The organism is Ramlibacter tataouinensis TTB310, assembly GCF_000215705.1.
Lineage (GTDB): Bacteria > Pseudomonadota > Gammaproteobacteria > Burkholderiales > Burkholderiaceae_C > Ramlibacter > Ramlibacter tataouinensis.
Genome location: NC_015677.1, coordinates 1,356,554 through 1,375,005, shown reverse-complemented (window position 1 = coordinate 1,375,005; position 18,452 = coordinate 1,356,554). Strand labels below are relative to the sequence as shown.

The 18,452-nt window shown below is 70.9% G+C and carries 16 protein-coding genes; 4 read left to right on the top strand and 12 right to left on the bottom strand.

Translation table 11 applies throughout. The features are described from left to right. Positions 1 to 31: 31 nt before the first annotated feature. A complete protein-coding gene (locus RTA_RS06770; protein ID WP_013900642.1) occupies positions 32 to 1,138 on the top strand; it encodes a substrate-binding domain-containing protein in 1,107 nt (368 codons plus the stop codon). Positions 1,139 to 1,156: 18 nt separating this feature from the next. On the opposite strand, the gene RTA_RS06765 is transcribed toward RTA_RS06770, so the two are convergent. Beyond that, a complete protein-coding gene (locus tag RTA_RS06765) occupies positions 1,157 to 2,659 on the bottom strand; it encodes a phospholipase D family protein (protein ID WP_013900641.1) in 1,503 nt (500 codons plus the stop codon). Between the two features lie 38 nt (positions 2,660 to 2,697). After that, positions 2,698 to 3,939: an SUMF1/EgtB/PvdO family nonheme iron enzyme gene (locus RTA_RS06760; protein WP_013900640.1), complete on the bottom strand. Its 1,242-nt coding sequence runs from the start codon at positions 3,937 to 3,939 to the stop codon at positions 2,698 to 2,700. Positions 3,940 to 4,069: 130 nt separating this feature from the next. Between RTA_RS06760 and RTA_RS06755 the strand changes: the two genes are divergently transcribed. Beyond that, positions 4,070 to 4,666 carry a TRAP transporter small permease subunit gene (locus RTA_RS06755; RefSeq protein WP_013900639.1) on the top strand — a complete coding sequence of 199 codons (597 nt, stop codon included), beginning with the start codon at positions 4,070 to 4,072 and terminating at the stop codon, positions 4,664 to 4,666. A gap of 22 nt (positions 4,667 to 4,688) precedes the next feature. Further along, positions 4,689 to 6,455, top strand: a complete 1,767-nt coding sequence (locus tag RTA_RS06750) for a TRAP transporter large permease (RefSeq protein ID WP_013900638.1) — start codon at positions 4,689 to 4,691, stop codon at positions 6,453 to 6,455. A 12-nt stretch (positions 6,456 to 6,467) separates the two neighbouring features. Here RTA_RS06750 and RTA_RS06745 read toward each other — a convergent pair whose 3' ends face one another. The 10 genes from RTA_RS06745 to xseB form a co-directional block, all read right to left on the bottom strand. Next, positions 6,468 to 8,156, bottom strand: a complete 1,689-nt coding sequence (locus RTA_RS06745) for a cation:proton antiporter domain-containing protein (protein ID WP_013900637.1) — start codon at positions 8,154 to 8,156, stop codon at positions 6,468 to 6,470. Between the two features lie 75 nt (positions 8,157 to 8,231). Continuing rightward, a complete protein-coding gene (locus RTA_RS06740; protein ID WP_013900636.1) occupies positions 8,232 to 8,690 on the bottom strand; it encodes a hypothetical protein in 459 nt (152 codons plus the stop codon). 14 nt (positions 8,691 to 8,704) lie between these two features. After that, the gene (locus RTA_RS06735; protein ID WP_041675134.1) at positions 8,705 to 10,018 is read right to left on the bottom strand and encodes a hemolysin family protein; all 1,314 of its coding nucleotides are present in this window, start codon (positions 10,016 to 10,018) and stop codon (positions 8,705 to 8,707) included. 29 nt (positions 10,019 to 10,047) lie between these two features. After that, on the bottom strand, positions 10,048 to 10,875 hold the full coding sequence (locus tag RTA_RS06730; protein ID WP_013900634.1) for an undecaprenyl-diphosphate phosphatase: 828 nt from the start codon (positions 10,873 to 10,875) through the stop codon (positions 10,048 to 10,050). Positions 10,876 to 10,946: 71 nt separating this feature from the next. Beyond that, positions 10,947 to 11,303, bottom strand: coding sequence for a hypothetical protein (locus RTA_RS19690; RefSeq protein ID WP_013900633.1), 357 nt, complete (start codon positions 11,301 to 11,303; stop codon positions 10,947 to 10,949). A gap of 70 nt (positions 11,304 to 11,373) precedes the next feature. Further along, positions 11,374 to 12,456 carry a TRAP transporter substrate-binding protein gene (locus tag RTA_RS06720; protein ID WP_013900632.1) on the bottom strand — a complete coding sequence of 361 codons (1,083 nt, stop codon included), beginning with the start codon at positions 12,454 to 12,456 and terminating at the stop codon, positions 11,374 to 11,376. Positions 12,457 to 12,820: 364 nt separating this feature from the next. Continuing rightward, positions 12,821 to 13,900 carry a TRAP transporter substrate-binding protein gene (locus RTA_RS06710; RefSeq protein ID WP_013900631.1) on the bottom strand — a complete coding sequence of 360 codons (1,080 nt, stop codon included), beginning with the start codon at positions 13,898 to 13,900 and terminating at the stop codon, positions 12,821 to 12,823. A 211-nt stretch (positions 13,901 to 14,111) separates the two neighbouring features. Next, on the bottom strand, positions 14,112 to 15,998 hold the full coding sequence (dxs, locus tag RTA_RS06705) for a 1-deoxy-D-xylulose-5-phosphate synthase (RefSeq protein ID WP_013900630.1): 1,887 nt from the start codon (positions 15,996 to 15,998) through the stop codon (positions 14,112 to 14,114). Between the two features lie 6 nt (positions 15,999 to 16,004). Continuing rightward, positions 16,005 to 16,922 (bottom strand): polyprenyl synthetase family protein, encoded by a 918-nt coding sequence (locus tag RTA_RS06700; RefSeq protein WP_041675131.1) that lies wholly within the window; start codon positions 16,920 to 16,922, stop codon positions 16,005 to 16,007. After that, complete coding sequence (gene xseB, locus RTA_RS06695; protein ID WP_013900628.1) at positions 16,919 to 17,146, bottom strand: exodeoxyribonuclease VII small subunit; 228 nt, start codon at positions 17,144 to 17,146, stop codon at positions 16,919 to 16,921. The genes RTA_RS06700 and xseB overlap by 4 nt, the downstream gene beginning before the upstream one ends. A 146-nt stretch (positions 17,147 to 17,292) precedes the next feature. On the opposite strand from xseB, the gene RTA_RS06690 reads away from it, so the two are divergent. Beyond that, positions 17,293 to 18,438 (top strand): aromatic ring-hydroxylating oxygenase subunit alpha, encoded by a 1,146-nt coding sequence (locus RTA_RS06690; RefSeq protein ID WP_013900627.1) that lies wholly within the window; start codon positions 17,293 to 17,295, stop codon positions 18,436 to 18,438. Positions 18,439 to 18,452 lie beyond the last annotated feature (14 nt).

The following is an 18,452-nucleotide window of genomic DNA, read 5'->3' as shown; positions in this document are numbered from 1 at the left end:
GCACCGGCGTGCATAGGCATACTCGTCCACCGTGCACAAGATCGAACTGTCCTATGGCCTGGTGGGCGCCGCGTCGGCACGCGCGCTGCGCAACCCGCTGATGGACCTGCTGCAGGCGGTGCAGCGCGAGGGCTCGATCTCCGGCGCCGCCCGCTCGCTGGGCCAGTCCTACCGTCACGTGTGGGGCGAGCTCAAGCGCTGGGAGGCCGAGCTGGGCCACGGCTTGATCGTCTGGGACAAGGGCCAGCCGGCGCGCCTGTCGGCCTTCGGCGAGAAGCTGCTGTGGGCCGAGCGCCAGGCCCAGGCCCGGCTGGCGCCGCAGATCGAGGCGCTGCATGCCGACCTGGAGCGCGCCTTCGCCGTGGCCTTCGACGACGCGGCCCAGGTGCTCACGCTGCATGCCAGCCACGATGACGCATTGGCCCTGCTCCGCGAGCACGCCGCCGCGCAGCACCGGCTGCACCTGGACGTGCGCTTCATGGGCAGCGTGGACGCGATCGCCGCGCTCAACGAGGGGCGCTGCACGCTGGCCGGCTTCCACACGCCGCCCTCGCCCGCGCCGGGCACCCTGGCCCAGCGCACCTACCAGCCGCTGCTGCAGCCCGGGCTGCACAAGATCATCGGCTTCGCGCGGCGCCGCCAGGGCCTGGTGGTGGCGCCGGGCAACCCGCTGGGCCTGGCCTCGCTGGCCGACGCGGCGCGGCGCGGCGCGCGCTACGTGAACCGCCCGCTGGGCAGCGGCACGCGCGTGCTGGCCGAGGAGCTGCTGGCCCAGGCCGGGCTGCAGCCCGCCGCCCTGCGCGGCTGGGACCATGCCGAGCCCTCGCACGCCGCCGTGGTCCAGGCCGTGGCGTCCGGCGCGGCCGACGCCGGCTTGGCCATCGAGGCGGCGGCGCAGGGCCGCGGCCTGGGCTTCGTGCCGCTGGTCGAGGAAGACTACTGGCTGGTGTGCCTGAAGTCGGCGCTGGAGCAGCCGCCGCTGCGGGCGCTGCGCGAGGTGCTGGCCAGCCCGGCCTGGCAGCAGCGCCTGGCCGCCCTGCCCGGCTACCGCAGCGAGCGCGGCGGCGAGGTGCTCAGCCTGCGGCGGCAGCTGCCCTGGTGGCGCTTCGCCGCGCCCAAGAGGAAAGGACGCGGCTGACCGCCGGCCACCCGCGACTCAGAGCAGCCACTCGATGGGCAGCAGCGACAGGAACCGGACGGCGGCGCGTTGCCAGGTGCTGGTGCCGGGCTCGGTCGCGTGCCGCACCGCCTGGCCGCCGGGCACCGGGTCCAGCCAGTACAACCCGCCCTCCTCGTCCAGCCGGACGGTGTAGGCGCGACCTTGGATCGCCTGCCCGAACGCCGCTTCGGCCTGGCGCGCCAGCGCGGGGCTGGCGATCACCAGGCCCATCTCGGTGTTCAGGTGCATGGACCGCGGGTCGAAATTGAACGAACCGATGAAGACGTGCAGGCCATCCACCGTGAAGGTCTTGGCATGCAGGCTGGCGCTGGAGGCCCGCAGCACCGGCGTGGACGGTCCGTCCGGCGTTTCGATGACGCGCGGCTGCCGGCGCAGCTCGTACAGCTTCACGCCGCCCTCGAGCAGGGGCTTGCGCCGCCTGGCGTAGCCGGCATGCACGACCGGGACGTCGGTCGCCGCCAGCGAGTTGGTGAGCACGCCCACGTCGACCCCGCGCCGGGACATGGCCACCAGCGCCTCAGTCCCCGCCGCGCCCGGCACGAAGTAGGCGGAGACCAGCTGCAGGCGGCGCGCCGGGTTGCCGATGACGCGGTTCAGCTGCTCCACCAGGGTGGTGGCCGTGCCTTGGCCCAGGGCCTTGGCCGGGTCGTCGCTGACCAGGCGCACCGGCGCCCAGTCCAGGGCCAGGCGGCCCTGCAGGAGGTCGCTGACGAACGGCGACGTGCGGACGGCGTCCAGGTACGCCGCGGCTGCGCTGCCGGGCGGGTCCGAGACGGGTGCGGGCCCGTTCGGCGGCGGCGCCCGCACCAGGAGGTGCAAGGGGTAGGAGGAGCCGCTGGCCCAGTAGCGCTCGAAGTCCGCGGAAACGGCCGGGACCACCTGTCCGACCGCCAGCACGTCCAGGTCGACGAACGCGGCGCCGTCGGTGGCGCCGAAGTACTCGTCCCCCACGTTGCGCCCGCCGACGATGGTGGCCTGCCCGTCGGCGGTGAAGGACTTGTTGTGCATGCGCCGGTTCAGGCGCCGGAAGTCGGTGAGGTAGCCGACGGCCCGCGGCCAGCGGACCGCGAAAGGATTGAACAGCCGGACCTCGATGTTCTGGTGCGCGTGCAGGGCCGCCAGGAGGTCGTCCATCCCCGCCGTGTTCATGTCGTCCAGCAGCAGCCGCACGCGCACGCCGCGGTCCGCCGCTTCCCGCAGCGCGCCCATGAGCAGCAGGCCGGACGTGTCCTGGTTCCAGAGGTAGTACTGGACGTCGAGCGTGCGTTCCGCCGACCGCGCGAGCAGGACGCGGGCGGCGAATGCGTCCAGCGCGTTCGCCAGCGGAAGCACGCCCGACAGTCCCGGGTGCGCGGCCGCGCGCGGCGCGATCGCCCGCGCCAGCCGCGTGCCGCTGGTGTCTATGGGCTGCGACGCGCTGCGCTGTCCTTCCAGCGCCGGCAGGCTGCTGCAGGCGCCCAGCACCGAGACCAGTGCCATCCCGACAAGCCATCGGAGGCCGGCCTTGGCGATCGCCGTCATGGCGCGCAGGTGCGAAAACCGACGAAGCCGTCGTCGCGGTGCGGCAGCGCGAAGCTGCGCCGCCGCAGCTCGCGCAGGCGCGGCGGCGTGGCGAACGAGGCGCCGCGCTGCACCCGGGCGCGGCCGAACAGCGGCTGCGCCTCCAGCGGCCCGTGCCGGGTCCAGGCGTCGGGCGTGAAGCCGGGCCAGGGGCGCAGCGTGCCGGCGGTCCATTCCAGCACCTCGCCCCAGCGCAGGCCGCGGCTTGCCAGGGTGGCGGCCGCCCGCTCCCATTCCACCTCGGTGGGCAGGCGCCGGCCGGCCCAGCGCGCCCAGGCGTCGGCCTCCCACCAGCTCACATGCATGGCCGGCTGGGCGCCGGGGCGGCGGCGCGCCTGGCCGAACTGCGCCTGCAGCACGGCGCCGCCGGCCGCGCCGATCTGCTCCACGTAGCGCGGCCCGCGCCGGCCTTCGCGCTGCGCCAGCGCCTGCAGCCAGGCCCAGCCCTCGGGCTGCCACAGCTCGGCGCGGTCGTAGCCGCCGTCGTCGACGAACTCGGCGTACTGGGCCCAGCCCACCGGCTGCGCGTCGATCTCGAACTCGGGCATGTCGACCTCGTGCGCCCATTTCTCCACATCGCGCACGAAGCCGCCGGGCTGTGCGCCGAGCCGCCAGCGGCCGGCCGGCAGCTGCAGCGGCTCGCGCGGCGGCGCCGGCGGCGCCGGCCCCAGCGGCAGCGCCAGCCCCAGCGCCTGGGCCATGGCGGCCAGCTGCTCGCCGCGCCAGTCCTCGTGGAACAGCGCCATGCGGAAGAAGTACAGGCCGTCATCGTGAGGGGCGGCCTTGTCCAGCAGTTCCAGCGTGCCCTCCAGGGTGTTCAGCAGGTAGGCGCGCACGCTCGCCAGGTCGGGCAGCGCCGTCCGCCAGCGCAGCGCGTGGGGCGCCAGCGCCGGGTCGAACCACGGGTCGGCCAGCGGTTCGACCGAGGCCAGGCGCAGGCCGCCGGCCGGACAGGCCTCGCCCCGCCCGCGCTGCGGGTTGCGGCCTATCCAGTACTCGGCCAGCCAGCCGATGTGGCCGGCCAGCCAGGCCGGCGGCTCCAGCTCCTCGCGCTCGGGCACGATCAGGCCTTCGGCGTCCAGGGCCTGCTCGAAGCGCGCCAGCAGGGCCAGCGTGCGGTTGCGCGCGTCCATCAGCGCCAGCGACAGCGTGTCGCGGTCGCCGTGGCGGATCGCGCCAGCGTCGGCTAGGGATGACACGGGGGTGTGGCTCGTCAAAATGCCGTCAGCTTGCCTTTATAGTGCCGCCTAGAATTTTTCATTAGTACTAAACGGCGCGTGGTGCGCATCCACGCGCCGCTTTGTTTTTCCGGATTCTCGAGGAGACAGCATGCAGGCTTTGCTCAAGCTTTCGCGCGGCGTCGACTGGCTGAACGCCCAGGTCGGCCGGTGGGTGATCTGGCTGATCCTGGCCTCCACCGTCATCAGCGGCGTCAACGCCATCGTACGCAAGGCCTTCAACGCCAGCTCCAACGCCTACCTCGAGGTGCAGTGGTACCTGTTCGCGGCCTCGTTCATGCTGGCCGCCGGCTACACGCTGCTGCAGGGCGAGCACGTGAAGATCGACGTGGTCTCCGGCCGCCTGTCCAGGCGCAAGCAGGTCTGGATCGACGTGATCGGCTTCGCCTTCTTCCTCACGCCGGTGTGCATCGCGGTGCTGTACTACGGCATCCCGTTCTTCCTGCAGGGCTGGCGCTCCGGCGAGGTGTCCGCCAACTCCGGCGGCCTGATCCGCTGGCCGGTGTACCTGATGCTGCCGCTGGGCTTCGCGCTGCTGCTGCTGCAGGGCCTGTCGGAGCTGGTCAAGCGCATCGCCTTCCTGCGCGGCCTGATCGAGGACCCCACCCTCAAGAAGGCGGAGAAGTCGGCCGAGGAGCAACTGGCCGAAGAGATCCGCCGGCAGGCCGAGCGCGACGCCAGGGCCTGAGCGGCCGAGAGGAACCCGACACATGCTGCAATTCATCGCGCAAAACATGGCCCCGATCATGTTCGTGGGCCTGATCGTCTTCCTGCTGTTCGGCTTCCCGGTGGCCTTCAGCCTCGGGGCCTGCGGCCTGTTCTTCGCCCTGGTCGGCTTCGAGCTGGGCGTGCTGCCCGAGTCGCTGCTGCAGGCCATGCCGCTGCGCATCTTCGGCATCATGCAGAACGAGACGCTGCTGGCCATCCCGTTCTTCACGCTCATGGGGCTGGTGCTGGAGCGCAGCGGCATGGCCGAGGACCTGCTGGACACCGTCGGCCAGCTGTTCGGCCCGGTGCGCGGCGGCCTGGCGCTGGCCGTGATCTTCGTGGGCGCGCTGCTGGCGGCCACCACCGGCGTGGTGGCCGCCTCGGTCATCTCCATGGGCCTGATCTCGCTGCCCATCATGCTGCGCTACGGCTACGACCGGCGCGTCGCCTCGGGCGTGATCGCCGCCTCCGGCACGCTGGCGCAGATCATCCCGCCCTCGCTGGTGCTGATCGTCCTGGCCGACCAGCTGGGCCGCAGCGTGGGCGACATGTACAAGGGCGCGTTCGTCCCCGGCCTGGTGCTCACCGCCCTGTACGCCGTCTACGTGATCCTGCTGGCCATCTTCCGGCCGCACCAGGTGCCGGCGCTGCCGCTGGAGGCGCGCACCTTCCGCGAGCCCAACGGCTCCAGCGGCCTGCCCTCGCTGCTGGTCCTGACCTCGGTGTGCACCGCGCTGGCCATCTACATGGGCATGCGCTACACCGACCTCGCCAGCTGGTGGAGCGGCCGCGAGATCACCACCGCGGCGACCGACGAGAAGATCGTGGTGTGCACCGCCGCCGCCGTGCTGCTGGCCTTCGTGGTGGCCGTGGTCAACAAGCTGGCGCGCCTGGGCCTGCTGTCGTGCATGGCCGAGCGCGTGACCTTCGTGCTGATCCCGCCGCTGTTCCTGATCTTCCTGGTGCTGGGCACCATCTTCCTGGGCATCGCCACGCCCACCGAGGGCGGCGCCATGGGCGCGCTCGGCGCGCTGGGGATGGCGCTGGCGCGCCGGCGCCTGAGCTTCTCGCTGCTCAAGCAGGCGCTCAACACCACCACCAAGCTGTCCTGCTTCGTGGTGTTCATCCTGATCGGCGCCACCATCTTCGGCCTGACGTTCCAAGGCGTGGACGGGCCGCGCTGGGTGGAGCACCTGCTGTCCAGCCTGCCGGGCGGCCAGCTGGGCTTCCTGATCGTGGTGAACATCCTGATCTTCCTGCTGGCCTTCTTCCTCGACTTCTTCGAGCTGTCGTTCATCGTGGTGCCGCTGCTGGCGCCGGTGGCCGACAAGCTGGGCATCGACCTGGTGTGGTTCGGCGTGCTGCTGGCGGTGAACATGCAAACCTCGTTCATGCACCCGCCGTTCGGCTTCGCGCTGTTCTACCTGCGCAGCGTGGCGCCCGAGAAGGAGTACACCGACAAGGTGACGGGCAGGCGCGTGGCGCCGGTGACCACCATGCAGATCTACTGGGGCGCCGTGCCCTTCGTGCTGATCCAGATCCTGATGGTGGCGCTGATCATCGGCTTCCCCGGCATCGTCTCGCGCGAGGTCGAGCAGAAGGTCGACCTGGACAAGGTGCAGATCGAGATGCCGGCCGAGCTGCCCGGCTTCGACGCGGCGCCGCTGACGCCGCCGGGCACCGGGGCCGCGCCCGGCGCGGAGCCGCTGTCCTCGCCCGACGAGGAGCAGAAGCGCATCGACGAGCTGTTCAACAACAACAAGAAGTGACGGTGCCGCGGCTCAGGCCGCGCAGCGCGCCAGCACGTGCCGCGTCATGGACAGCGCCAGCTCGCGCTCGCCCAGGAAGACCTTGCCGAACTGCTCGGTCTCCAGCATCCGGGCCTCGTCCTCATTGTGGCTGCGCACCGCCAGCTCGATGCCGGGGTTCAGCGCCCGGGCGGTCTCGGCCATCTGGCGCACGCCCAGCGTGTCGGGCGTGGCGATGACCAGCATGCGCGCCCGAGCGATATGGGCCTGGACCAGCACCTCCGGCTGGGTGGCGTCGCCGAACACGGCCGGGATGCCCTGCCCGCGCAGCCGCTCGACGATCTCCCGGTTCTGCTCGGCCACCACGAACGGCACGCCCGAGGCCGCCAGCGCCTCGGCCAGGTGCCGCCCCACGCGGCCGTAGCCCACCAGCACCACCTGCCGGGAGAGGTATTTCTCGTCGGTGGTCATGGGCAGCTCGGCCAGCGGGTCGACGCGCTGCTCCATCCGGCGCGCCAGTTCGGACCGCGCCAGCAGCCAGCGCTGCAGCGGCTGGATGGCCTTGAAGACGAAGGGATTGATCGCGATGGAGATCAGCGCGCCGGCCACCACCAGGCTCTGCGCCTGCGGCGGCATCAGCTGCAGCGAGGCCCCCAGGCCGATCAGGATGAAGGAGAACTCGCCGATCTGCGCCAGGCTGGCCGACACGGTCAGCGCCGTGTGCAGCGGGTAGCGCAGCAGCAGCACCAGCAGCGCCGCCGCCGCCGACTTGCCCAGCACGATGATGCCAACCACCGCCAGCACGTGCAGCGGCTGCTCGATCAGCACGCGCGGGTCGAACAGCATGCCCACCGAGACGAAGAACAGCACGGCGAAGGCGTCGCGCAGCGGCAGCGTCTCCTCCGCGGCCCGGTGGCTGAACTGCGACTCGCGCAGCACCATGCCGGCGAAGAAGGCGCCCAGCGCGAACGAGACGCCGAACAGCAGGGTGGCGCCGTAGGCGATGCTCACGGCGGCCGCCACCACGCACAGCGTGAACAGCTCGCGCGAGCCCACCTTCTGCACCTGCCACAGCAGCCAGGGGAACAGGCGCCGGCCCACCACCAGCATCAGCACCACGAACAAGGCCACCTGGAACAGCGTGGTGCCGATGGTGCGCCACAGCGCGGCGGGGTCGCCGCCGTCGCCGCGGCCGGCCAGCACGGTGGCCAGCGGCGGCAGCAGCACCAGCACCAGCACCATGGCCAGGTCCTCCACCACCAGCCAGCCGATGGCGATGCGGCCGTTGAAGCTCTCCAGCAGGCCCAGGCTTTCCAGCGCCCGCAGCAGCACCACCGTGCTGGCCACCGACAGCGAGATGCCGAACACCAGCGCGGCCGCGGCACTCCAGCCCCACCACAGGGCCAGGGCCACCCCCATGCCGGTGGCCGCCGCCATCTGGACCACCGCGCCGGGGATGGCGATCCTGCGCACCGCCAGCAGGTCGTCCAGCGAGAAATGCAGGCCCACGCCGAACATCAGCAGCATCACGCCGATCTCGGCCAGCTGGGCGGCCAGTTCGGTGTCGGCCACGAAGCCCGGTGTGTAGGGGCCGATGAGGACGCCGGCGATCAGGTAGCCCACCAGCGCCGGCAGCTGCATGCGGGCCGCGAGGAAACCCAGGATCAGGGCCAGGCCCAGGCCGCCGGCGATGGTGGAGATGAGGGCGACGTTGTGGGGCATGCGGTCGAATCTACACCAGGGTTGCCGCGCCGCCGGCGTACCGCGCGGGTGGGCACGCCCCCCAGGGCGCACCCGTCAGGGCGCGGACTGCGTGCAATCGCGCGCCAGCAGGCGTGCGAGCTGGCGGGCCTGCAGCGCCTCGAACTCCCGTCGCGAACTGAGCATCACACTGCCTTCGGCGCTTCCGGCCGGCCGGATCACCACGTCGTACCGGCGCCGGTCCGCCGCGTCGCTGCCGATCTGCAGCTGCACCGCCGCGCCGCGCAGGTCGTGCACGCTCTCCTGCCACCGCCACCAGTCGCCGCGCCGCGCCACCCGCAGCAGGCAGCCACCGTCCAGGCCGTAGCGCCAATGCGTGTCGGGGTGCGCCGACGCCCCCAGCGCGTTCAGGGCACCGACCCGTTCGGTGGGCGACATGTCGAACGGGCTGAGGGGCGCCTGGTCATCGGTCGGGTAGCCGTCCGAGCAGGCGGCCAGCAGCAGCAGCAGCAGGCCGGCCAGCCAGCCATGTGCATGCGGTCTTGCTTTTCCCATCCGCGCCGCCTCGATCACGAGTCGCCGGCCGCGGCGACGGGCGCTTCCGGCAACCGCAGCGCCAGCACCTTGTCGATGGACTTGCCATCCATGTCGACCACCTCGAAGCGCCAGCCTTCCCATTCCGCATGGTCGGCCACGCGCGGCAGGCGGCCCATCAGCAGCATCAGCATGCCACTGAGCGTCTGGTAACGCCCCCGCTCCTCCTCCGGCACCTTGCCCAGCAGAAGACGGTCCTTGAGCTCGGGCACCGGGATATGGCCATCCAGCAGCCAGGAGCCGTCGTCGCGCTGCACCGCCCAGGAGGTCTCGGGGTTGCGCGGCTGGAACTCCCCGGTGATCGCCTCCACCAGGTCCTGCAAGGTGACGATGCCCTGCACCTCGCCGTACTCGTCGATGACAAAAGCCATGTGCAGGTCCGACTGCCTGAAGTTGTCCAGCAGTTCCAGGCCGGTCACCGTCTCGGGCACGTACAGCGCCGGCTCCAGCGGCTGCGCCGACAGCTCGCGCTCGCCCTGGCGCAGCGCGCGCGAAAACCACTGGCGGGCGTTCACCACGCCCAGCACCTGGTCCGGACCGCCCTTGACGACCGGAAACCGCGTGTGGTCGGACTGCTCGATGCGCTCCAGGTGCCGCTCGAACGGACCGTCCACCTCCAGGAACAAGACGTCGGCGCGCGGCACCATCAGCGAGCCGATCTGGCGGTCGTCCAGCCGGAACAGGTTGCGCACCATGGCATGCTCGTTCGACTCGATGACGCCCGCGGTCGTGCCCTCGGCCAGCACGGCATGGATCTCCTCCTCGGTGACCGCCGCGGCCTGGTTCTCGCGGGCGCCCAGCAGGCGCAGCAGGCCCCGCGTCGAGATCGACAGCAGGCGCACGAACGGCTGGGTCGCCAGCGCCAGCCAGTTGATGGGCCGCGCCACCAGGCGCGCCAGGGCTTCCGGATGCGTCTGCCCGAGGCGCTTGGGCACCAGTTCGCCGACCACGATGGAGAAGTAGGTGATGGTGAGCACCACCAGGCCGGTGGCGCCGTAGCTGCTGTAGGGCGCCGGCACCGCGAGGGACTGCAGCCACTGCGCCAGCGGCGCGGCCAGCGCGGCCTCGCCGACGATGCCGTTGAGCACGCCGATGGAGGTGATGCCGATCTGGATGGTCGACAGGAAGCGGGTCGGGTCCTCGCCCAGCTTCATTGCCGCGACGGCGGCGCTGTCGCCCTCGTCCGCCAGGCGCTGCAGGCGCGCCTTGCGCGCCGTGACCAGGGCGATCTCCGACATGGCGAAGGCGCCGTTGAGAAGGATGAGTCCTATGAGTACGAGTATTTCCATGGGAAGAAGAGGTGTGCGGCGACAGGCGCCTACAGCGGGTGGAGCCGGCCGGTGCCCAGCAGGACGACCAGCAGCAGCCCGAGCAGCACGCGGTAGACGACAAAGGGCATGAAGCTGCGGGCAGCCACGACGCGCAGGAAGCCGACGATGACGGCGTAGCCGACGCCGAACGCGACCAGCGCGGCCAGGGCCGTGGGCCCGGGCGGCACCGCCGTGGCATCGGTCCCATGGCGCAGCAGCTGGAACAGGCCCGAGGCGAGCACGGCGGGCACGGCCAGCAGGAAGGAGTAGCGGGCCGCCGTCTCGCGCGTGAAGCCCATCAGCAGCCCGGCGGTGATGGTGCCGCCCGAGCGCGACACGCCCGGCACCAGGGCCAGCGCCTGGGCCAGGCCGAACACCAGCCCATGCCGCCAGCGCAGTTCCTGCAAGGTGAGCGACTTGCGGCCCAGACGGTCGGCCAGGCCCAGCAGCAGGCCGAACAGGATGAGGGTGGCGGCCGTCAGGAGCAGGTGCCGCATGGCGCCTTCAATGGCGTCGCGCAGTGCAAGGCCGGCGACTCCGATCGGCAGCGTGCCAACCAGGATCAGCCAGCCGAGGCGGGCCGCATCACGGTCATGGTCGGCGCCGCCGCGCAGCGACGTCGCCCAGGCCCGGGCGATGCGCAGCAGGTCATGCCGGAAGTACAGCAGCACCGCGGCCTCGCTGCCGATCTGCACGATGGCCGTGAAAGCGGCGCCGGGGTCGGAGCCGGACGGCAGCAAGGGCCCGACGATGCGCAGGTGCGCACTGGAGGAGATCGGCAGGAATTCGGTGAGGCCTTGCAGCGCGCCCAGGACCACCGCTTCGATCCAGGTCATGGTTCATCGGCGCCCGTCGGGGCGCAGGGAGACGGGGAAAGGTCAGGCAGCCGGCGTGCCGGCTGGACGGCTCAGGTGAGCGCCGTCCGGACGCGAGGCGGGCGCCGGAGTCCGTCGAGGTCGGGGGAGCGGCGCTGGCGCACCTGGAAAGCCGCAGGGCCACCCGTACCGGCCGGCGGCGCGCGGCGCAGCCATCGCTGGTGCGACGCATCGGGCAGGTCGCCGGACACGTCGGCCTGCTGCGCCGGACGGTCGTCCAGGTGGTGGTCCTCGACCGAGCCCTGCAGCTGTTCGGCCGGCCCAGCATCGGCAACGGCCGCGAAGGTGGCGATGGCGGGTTCGGCCTGGAGCACGGGACGCTCGTGCCCGAAGATGCCCGCCCACAGGAAGGACAGGACGACCAGGCCGGCGATCAGGCGTGCGCGCATGAGCGGCGGATTGTATCGCCCATGAAAAAGGGCCCCACGGGGGCCCTGGCTCGACCGGCGCGCCGCCGGCTTACAGCTTGACGCTGCTCATGTAGCTGTCGAAGCGGTACTCGGAGAAGCGCTCCCACAGCAGCTGGTCGCGCTGGAAGGCGCGCATGTCCTGGTGGATCTTCTTGAACTCGGGCGACTTGGCCTCGTGCTCGGCGAACACCTCCATCGAGGCCTTGTAGCCGGCGTCCATGAGTTCCTTGGAGAACGGCTTGAGCTGCGTCTTGTTGGCGACCAGGCGCTTGAGCGCCAGCGGGTTCATGGCGTCGTACTTGGCCGTCATGTCACGCGCGGCCACCTGGGTGGCGGCGTCGACGATGGCCTTGTTCTCGGCCGACAGGGCCTCGTAGGCCTTGTTGTTGACGAAGAACTCCAGCTCGGCGCCGCCTTCCCACCAGCCGGGGTAGTAGTAGAACGGGGCCACCTTGTTGAAGCCCAGCTTCTCGTCGTCGTAGGGGCCGACGAACTCGGTGGCGTCCAGCGTGCCCTTTTCCAGCGCCTGGTACACCTCGCCGGCGGGCATGTTCTGCGCCACCACGCCCAGCTTGGCCATGGCCTCGCCGAACAGGCCGCCGCCCAGGCGCATCTTCAGGCCCTTGAGGTCGGCCGGGCCCTTGATCTCCTTGCGGTACCAGCCGCCCATCTGGGTGCCGGTGTTGCCCGCGCTGAAGCTGCGCATGTTGTACTTGGCGTAGAACGCGTCCATCAGCTTGCGGCCGTTGCCGTGCTCCATCCAGGCGTCCATCTGCCGGGCCGTCAGGCCGAAGGGCACGGCGCAGCCGAAGGCGAAGATGGAGTCCTTGCCGGTGAAGTAGTAGGGCGCGGTCTGCGCCATCTCGATGGTGCCGTTCTGGATGGCGTCGACCACGCCGAAGGCCGGCATCAGCTCGCCGGCGGCGTGCACCGAGACCTCGAACCTGCCGCCGGACAGCGCGCGCACCGTGCGCGAGAAGGTGTCGGCGCTGCCGAAGATGGTGTCCAGCGACTTGGGGAAGCTGGAGGCCAGGCGCCAGCGGACGGCGGCCTGGGCATGCACCGCGGGCGCGGCACCGGCCGCGAGGACGCCGGCGATGCCCGCGTTCTTGATGAGGGAACGGCGATCCATGGAAGAGTACTCCTGTCGTTTTGGGAAAGCCGGGCGATCATAGCCGGGCCCCGCCCCTACAGCTGGGCAGGGAAGGCCGTGTTTTCACCTAGGGAAGCTCTGAACAAGTCCCGCCGTGCGCGCTCGAGCCCAAAACCGGATGGATTGGCCGCCAACGTTTCGCAGCCCGTGCTGCACGCACGGGCAAGAAACTTGGTGGGCAAGACGCCGGTTTTGGGCCGAGACCCTCCGGGGACGGGCTTTTCCGGGCGATCCGCGGCGTTGCCGGACCAGGCAAGCCGTCCAGGCTTGCCTTGGGTCCGGCGCCTTGCGGCTCATCCCGGAAAAGTCCCGTCGCGCACGGCGCGACTTGTTCAGAGCTTCCCTAGAGCCTCTGCGACTGCATGAAGCGGTCGAAGGTCGCCTCGGTGAAGCGGAACCACAGGTTCTGGTCCGAGCGGAACCTGGCGTAGTCGGCGTAGACCTTGCGCCAGTTCGGGTTCTTGCGCGACAGCTCGTCGTACAGCGCCATGGACTGCTTGAAGGCCTCGGTCATCAGGTCGGCCGGGAAGGGGCGCAGCCGGGCGCCCGCGCCCACCAGCTGCTTGAGCGCCTGCGGGTTCTTCACGTCGTACTTGGCCTGGGTCTCGACGTGGGCGTAGGCGCTGGCCGCCTCCACGATGGCCTTCTGCTCGGCGCCCAGCGCGTCGTAGGCCTTCTGGTTGACGTACAGGTCCAGCTGCAGGCCGCCCTCCCACCAGCCGGGGTAGTAATAGAACGGCGCGACCTTGTTGAAACCCAGCTTCTGGTCGTCGTAGGGGCCGATCCACTCGGCCGCGTCGATGGTGCCCTTCTCCAGCGCCTGGTAGATCTCGCCGCCCGGGATGTTCTGCGGCACGCCGCCCATGCGCTCGAGCACCTTGCCGGCGAAGCCGCCGATGCGGAACTTCAGGCCCTGGAGGTCGCGCGCGCTCCTGATCTCCCGGCGCATCCAGCCGCCCATCTGGGCGCCGGTGTTGCCGCAGGGGAAGCTGACCATCTGGTAGCGGGCGTAGAACTCGCGCATCAGCCTCAGGCCGTTGCCCTCGTAGGTCCAGGCGCTCATCTGGCGGCTGTTCAGGCCGAACGGGATGGCGCCGCCGATGGCGAAGGTCTCGTCCTTGCCGAAGAAGTAGTAGGGCGCGGTGTGCGCCGCCTCCACGGCGCCGTTCTGCACGCCGTCGACCACGTCGAAGGCCGGCATCAGCTCGCCTGCCGCATGCACCGAAACCTCGAACCGGCCGCCCGACAGCGCGCGCACCTTGCGCGAGAACACCTCCGCCGCGCCGTAGATGGTGTCCAGCGACCGGGGGAAGCTGGAGGCCAGGCGCCAGCGCAGCGCGGCCTGCGCATGGACGGCCGGGGCCGCGCCGGCGGCCAGCACGCCGGCGATGCCGGCCCGCCGGATGAGGGAGCGACGGTCCATCGCGATTCTCCTGATGGTCAAAAACCGCGAGATGATGGCGCGGCCATAAAAAAACCGCGCCGAAGCGCGGTTTCAAGACCCGGCCGCACGCGGCGCGACCCGGTTCCCCTCAAGGTGGCGAGACAACTTTCGGCTGTCTCGACCGTGGTCATTCTAGGAACGGCAGGACTTTGGTACTCAGGGGTTTTCCCTTGAGCGAGGGGAAAAAACGTCAGCGCACGACCTTGAGTTCGGGCGGCTCGCGCAGGGCCAGGCCGGCGAAACGCTCGCAGATCGAGCGCTCGATGCCGGCGTCGTCCAGGCCCTGCAGGGCCAGCAGCCGCGCCGGGTCGCCGTGCGGGATGAACTCGTCGCGCAGGCCCAGCTGCAGCAGCGGCTTGGCCACGCCGGCGGCGGCCAGCGCCTCGGCCACCGCGCTGCCGGCGCCGCCCATCACGGCGCCCTCCTCCACCGTCACCAGCGCCTCGTGGCGGGCGGCCACCTCCAGCAGCAGGGCCTGGTCCAGCGGCTTGGCCCAGCGCATGTTGACCACGGTGGCGTTCAGCCGCTCGGCCGCCCTGAGCGCCGGGTGGAGCAGCGTGCCGAAGGCCAGGATGGCGACGCGCTGGCCCTGGCGCCGCAGCTCGCCGCGCCCGAACGGCAGCGGCGCCAGCCCGGCATCCACCGCGGCGCCGACGCCGGCGCCGCGCGGGTAGCGCACGGCCACCGGATGGTCCTGCGCGAAGGCGGCGCTTAGCAGGCCCCGGCATTCGTTCTCGTCGGCCGGGCAGGCGATGCTCACGTTGGGGATGCAGCGCAGGTAGGGGATGTCGTAGGCGCCGGCATGCGTGGGCCCGTCGGCGCCGACGATGCCGGCGCGGTCCAGCGCGAGCACCACCGGCAGCTTCTGCAAGGCCACGTCGTGGATCAGCTGGTCGTAGGCGCGCTGCAGGAAGGTGGAATAGATGGCCACCACCGGCTTCAGGCCCTCGCAGGCCAGGCCCGCGGCGAAAGTCACGGCATGCTGCTCGGCGATGCCCACGTCGAAGTAGCGCTCTGGGAAGCGCTTCTCGAACTCCACCAGGCCCGAGCCTTCGCGCATGGCCGGCGTGATGCCCACCAGCCGCGCGTCCTGCGTGGCCATGTCGCACAGCCACTGGCCGAACACCTGGGTGAAGGTGGTCTTGGGCGGCGTCGCCGGCTGGACCAGGCCCACCGCGGGGTCGAACTTGCCCGGGCCGTGGTAGGCCACCGGGTCGGCCTCGGCCAGCTTGTAGCCCTGGCCCTTCTTGGTGACCACGTGCAGGAACTGCGGGCCCTTGAGGTGCTTGAGGTTCTCCAGCGTGGGGATCAGCGAATGGAGGTCGTGGCCGTCGATCGGGCCGATGTAGTTGAAGCCGAACTGCTCGAACAGCGTGGCCGGCACCACCATGCCCTTGGCATGCTCCTCGAAGCGCTTGGCCAGCTGGAACAGCGGCGGCGCGACCTTGAGCACGTTCTTGCCCACGCTCTTGGCGGCGGCGTAGAACTGCCCGCTCATCAGCTGGGCCAGGTAGCGGTTCAGCGCACCCACCGGCGGGCTGATGGACATGTCGTTGTCGTTCAGGATCACCAGCAGGTTGCACTCGGCCACGCCGGCGTTGTTCAGCGCCTCGAACGCCATGCCGGCGCTCATCGCGCCGTCGCCGATGATGGCCACCGCCTTGCGGTCCTCGCCCTGGCGGTGCGCCGCCACCGCCATGCCCAGGGCGGCCGAGATGCTGGTGGACGAATGCGCGGTGCCGAAGGCGTCGTACTCGCTCTCGGTGCGCAGCGGGAAGCCGGCCAGGCCGCCGAGCTGGCGCAGCGTGCCCATGCGGTCGCGCCGTCCCGTCAGGATCTTGTGCGGGTAGGTCTGGTGGCCCACGTCCCACACCAGCCGGTCGTGCGGCGTGTTGAACACGTAGTGCAGCGCGATGGTGAGTTCCACCGTGCCCAGGTTGGAGCTGAGGTGGCCGCCGGTGCGCGAGACGCTGTCCAGGACGAAGGCGCGCAGCTCCTCGGCCAGCTGCGGCAGCTGGGCGCGCGGCAGGCGGCGCAGGTCTTGCGGGGATTGGATGGTTTCGAGCAGAGAGGCCATTTGTTGTCAGTTGTCGCGGTCGACCACCATCTTGGCCAACGCATGTAAAGCGCGCGTATCCGGCAGGCCGCTCTCGCCCAGCGCCGCCAGCGCCTCGTCCAGCAGCCCGGCCGCCAGGGCGCGCGAGCGCTCCAGCCCCAGCAGCGAGACGTAGGTCGGCTTGTCCTGCGCCGCGTCCTTGCCCGCGGTCTTGCCCAGCGTGGCCGAATCGGCGGTGACGTCCAGGATGTCGTCCACCACCTGGAAGGCCAGGCCGAGGGCCGCGCCGTAGCGCGACAGCGCGGCGCGCGCCGCCGTGCCGATGTCGCCGCAGGCTGCGCCCATCATCACGCTGCCCCGCAGCAGCGCGCCGGTCTTGCGGCGGTGCATCTCGCGCAGCTGCGGCTCGTCCAATTGCTGCCCGACGCTGGCCAGGTCGATGGCTTGGCCGCCGGCCATGCCCTCGTGGCCGGCGGCGCGGGCCAGCAGCCGGCACAGCGCCGCCTGCACCGTCGCGGACACGCCGTCCTCGTCCTCGGGCGCCAGCAGTTCGAAGGCCAGCGCCTGCAGCGCGTCGCCGGCCAGCAGGGCCTGGGCCTGGCCGAACTTCACGTGCACCGTGGGCTTGCCCCGGCGCAGCACGTCGTTGTCCATGCAGGGCATATCGTCATGTACCAGCGAATAGGCGTGGATCAGCTCGACGGCGCAGGCGGCGCGCAGCGCCGCCGCCTCGTTGCCCCGCACGGCCTCGGCCGCGGCCAGCACCAGCAGCGGGCGCAGCCGCTTGCCGCCGTCCAGCACCGCGTAGCGCATGGCATCGCCCAGCCCGGCCGGCGCGTCGGCCACCACCCAGCGCGACAGCGCCTGCTCGACCAGCGCCAGGCGCTGCTCGCTCCAGCCGCGCAGCTCGAAGCCCTGCGGTGCCACGCTCGCGGCGCCGCTCATGGCTGTGCCCATGGCTTGAGCGTGCCTTCGTCCAGCACCTTGATCTGGTTCTCCACCGCCTCGAGCTTGCCGCGGCAGAACGCCAGCAGCTGCGCGCCGCGCTCGTAGCCCGCCAGCAGCTGCTCCAGCGGCAGCTGTCCCGATTCGATCCGGCCGATCAGCTGCTCCAGCTCTTCCAGGGCAGCCTCATACGTGGCGGGCGGTGGGGACGGGGCCTGGGACATCGGGCATTTGCGGGCAAAGGCTGGATTCTAGAGCCCACGCCCCCAGCTGGGACCCGGGGGGTACAATCCCGCTCCCCTTCTCGCGCCCATCTCCGGATAAGCGCTGTCCCTGCCCCTTCATAGGGGGAGTCTCTAGGTCAGGTGAAATGTCTGATTTAAGTCTTCAGCTCCAGCAGGCCACAAGCCAACTACCCGTTTCCAGCTATTTCGACGAGGCGCTGTTCTCGCGCGAGATGGAGACCATCTTCCAGCGCGGGCCCCGTTATGTGGGGCACCAGCTTTCCGTGCCCGAGGTGGGCGACTACTACGCGCTGCCCCAGGAGGGCGAAGGACGCGCGCTGGTGCGCACGCCGCATGGCGTTGAGCTCATCAGCAATGTCTGCCGCCATCGCCAGGCCGTGATCCTGCGCGGCCGCGGTTCCACGTTGGGCAACCCGGCCTCGGGCGGCAACATCGTGTGCCCGCTGCACCGCTGGACCTACAGCGCCGGCCACGGCAGCAAGGCCGGCACGCTGCTGGGCGCGCCGCACTTCGCCGAGGATCCCTGCCTCAACCTGCACAACTACCCGCTGCAGGAGTGGAACGGACTGCTCTTCGAACGCAATGGCCGCGACGTGGCGGCCGACCTGGCCGGCCTGGGCCCGCGGGCCGACCTGGATTTCACCGGCATGGTGCTCGACCGCGTCGAGCTGCACGAGTGCAACTACAACTGGAAGACCTTCATCGAGGTCTACCTGGAGGACTACCACGTCGGTCCGTTCCACCCCGGTCTGGGCAGCTTCGTCACCTGCGACGACCTGCGCTGGGAGTTCAAGGACAGCTACTCGGTGCAGACCGTGGGCGTGGCCAACCGACTGGGCAAGGCCGGCAGCCCGGTGTACGAGCGCTGGCACGAGCAGCTGCTGCGCTACCGGGGCGGCGAGCCGCCCAAGTACGGCGCGATCTGGCTGACCTACTACCCGCACGTCATGGTGGAGTGGTACCCGCACGTGCTGACGGTGTCCACGCTGCACCCGGTGGCGCCGCAGAAGACGCTCAACGTGGTCGAGTTCTACTACCCCGAGGAGATCGCCGCCTTCGAGCGCGACTTCGCCCTGGCGCAGCAGGCCGCCTACATGGAGACCTGCGTGGAGGACGACGAGATCGCCCTGCGCATGGACGCCGGCCGCAAGGCGCTGATGCGGCGCGGCGACAACGAGGTCGGCCCCTACCAGAGCCCGATGGAGGACGGCATGCAGCACTTCCACGAGTGGTACCGGGCCCGGATGGGCGCCAACCGCCTGCGCGTTTGACCACCCGCTTCCCC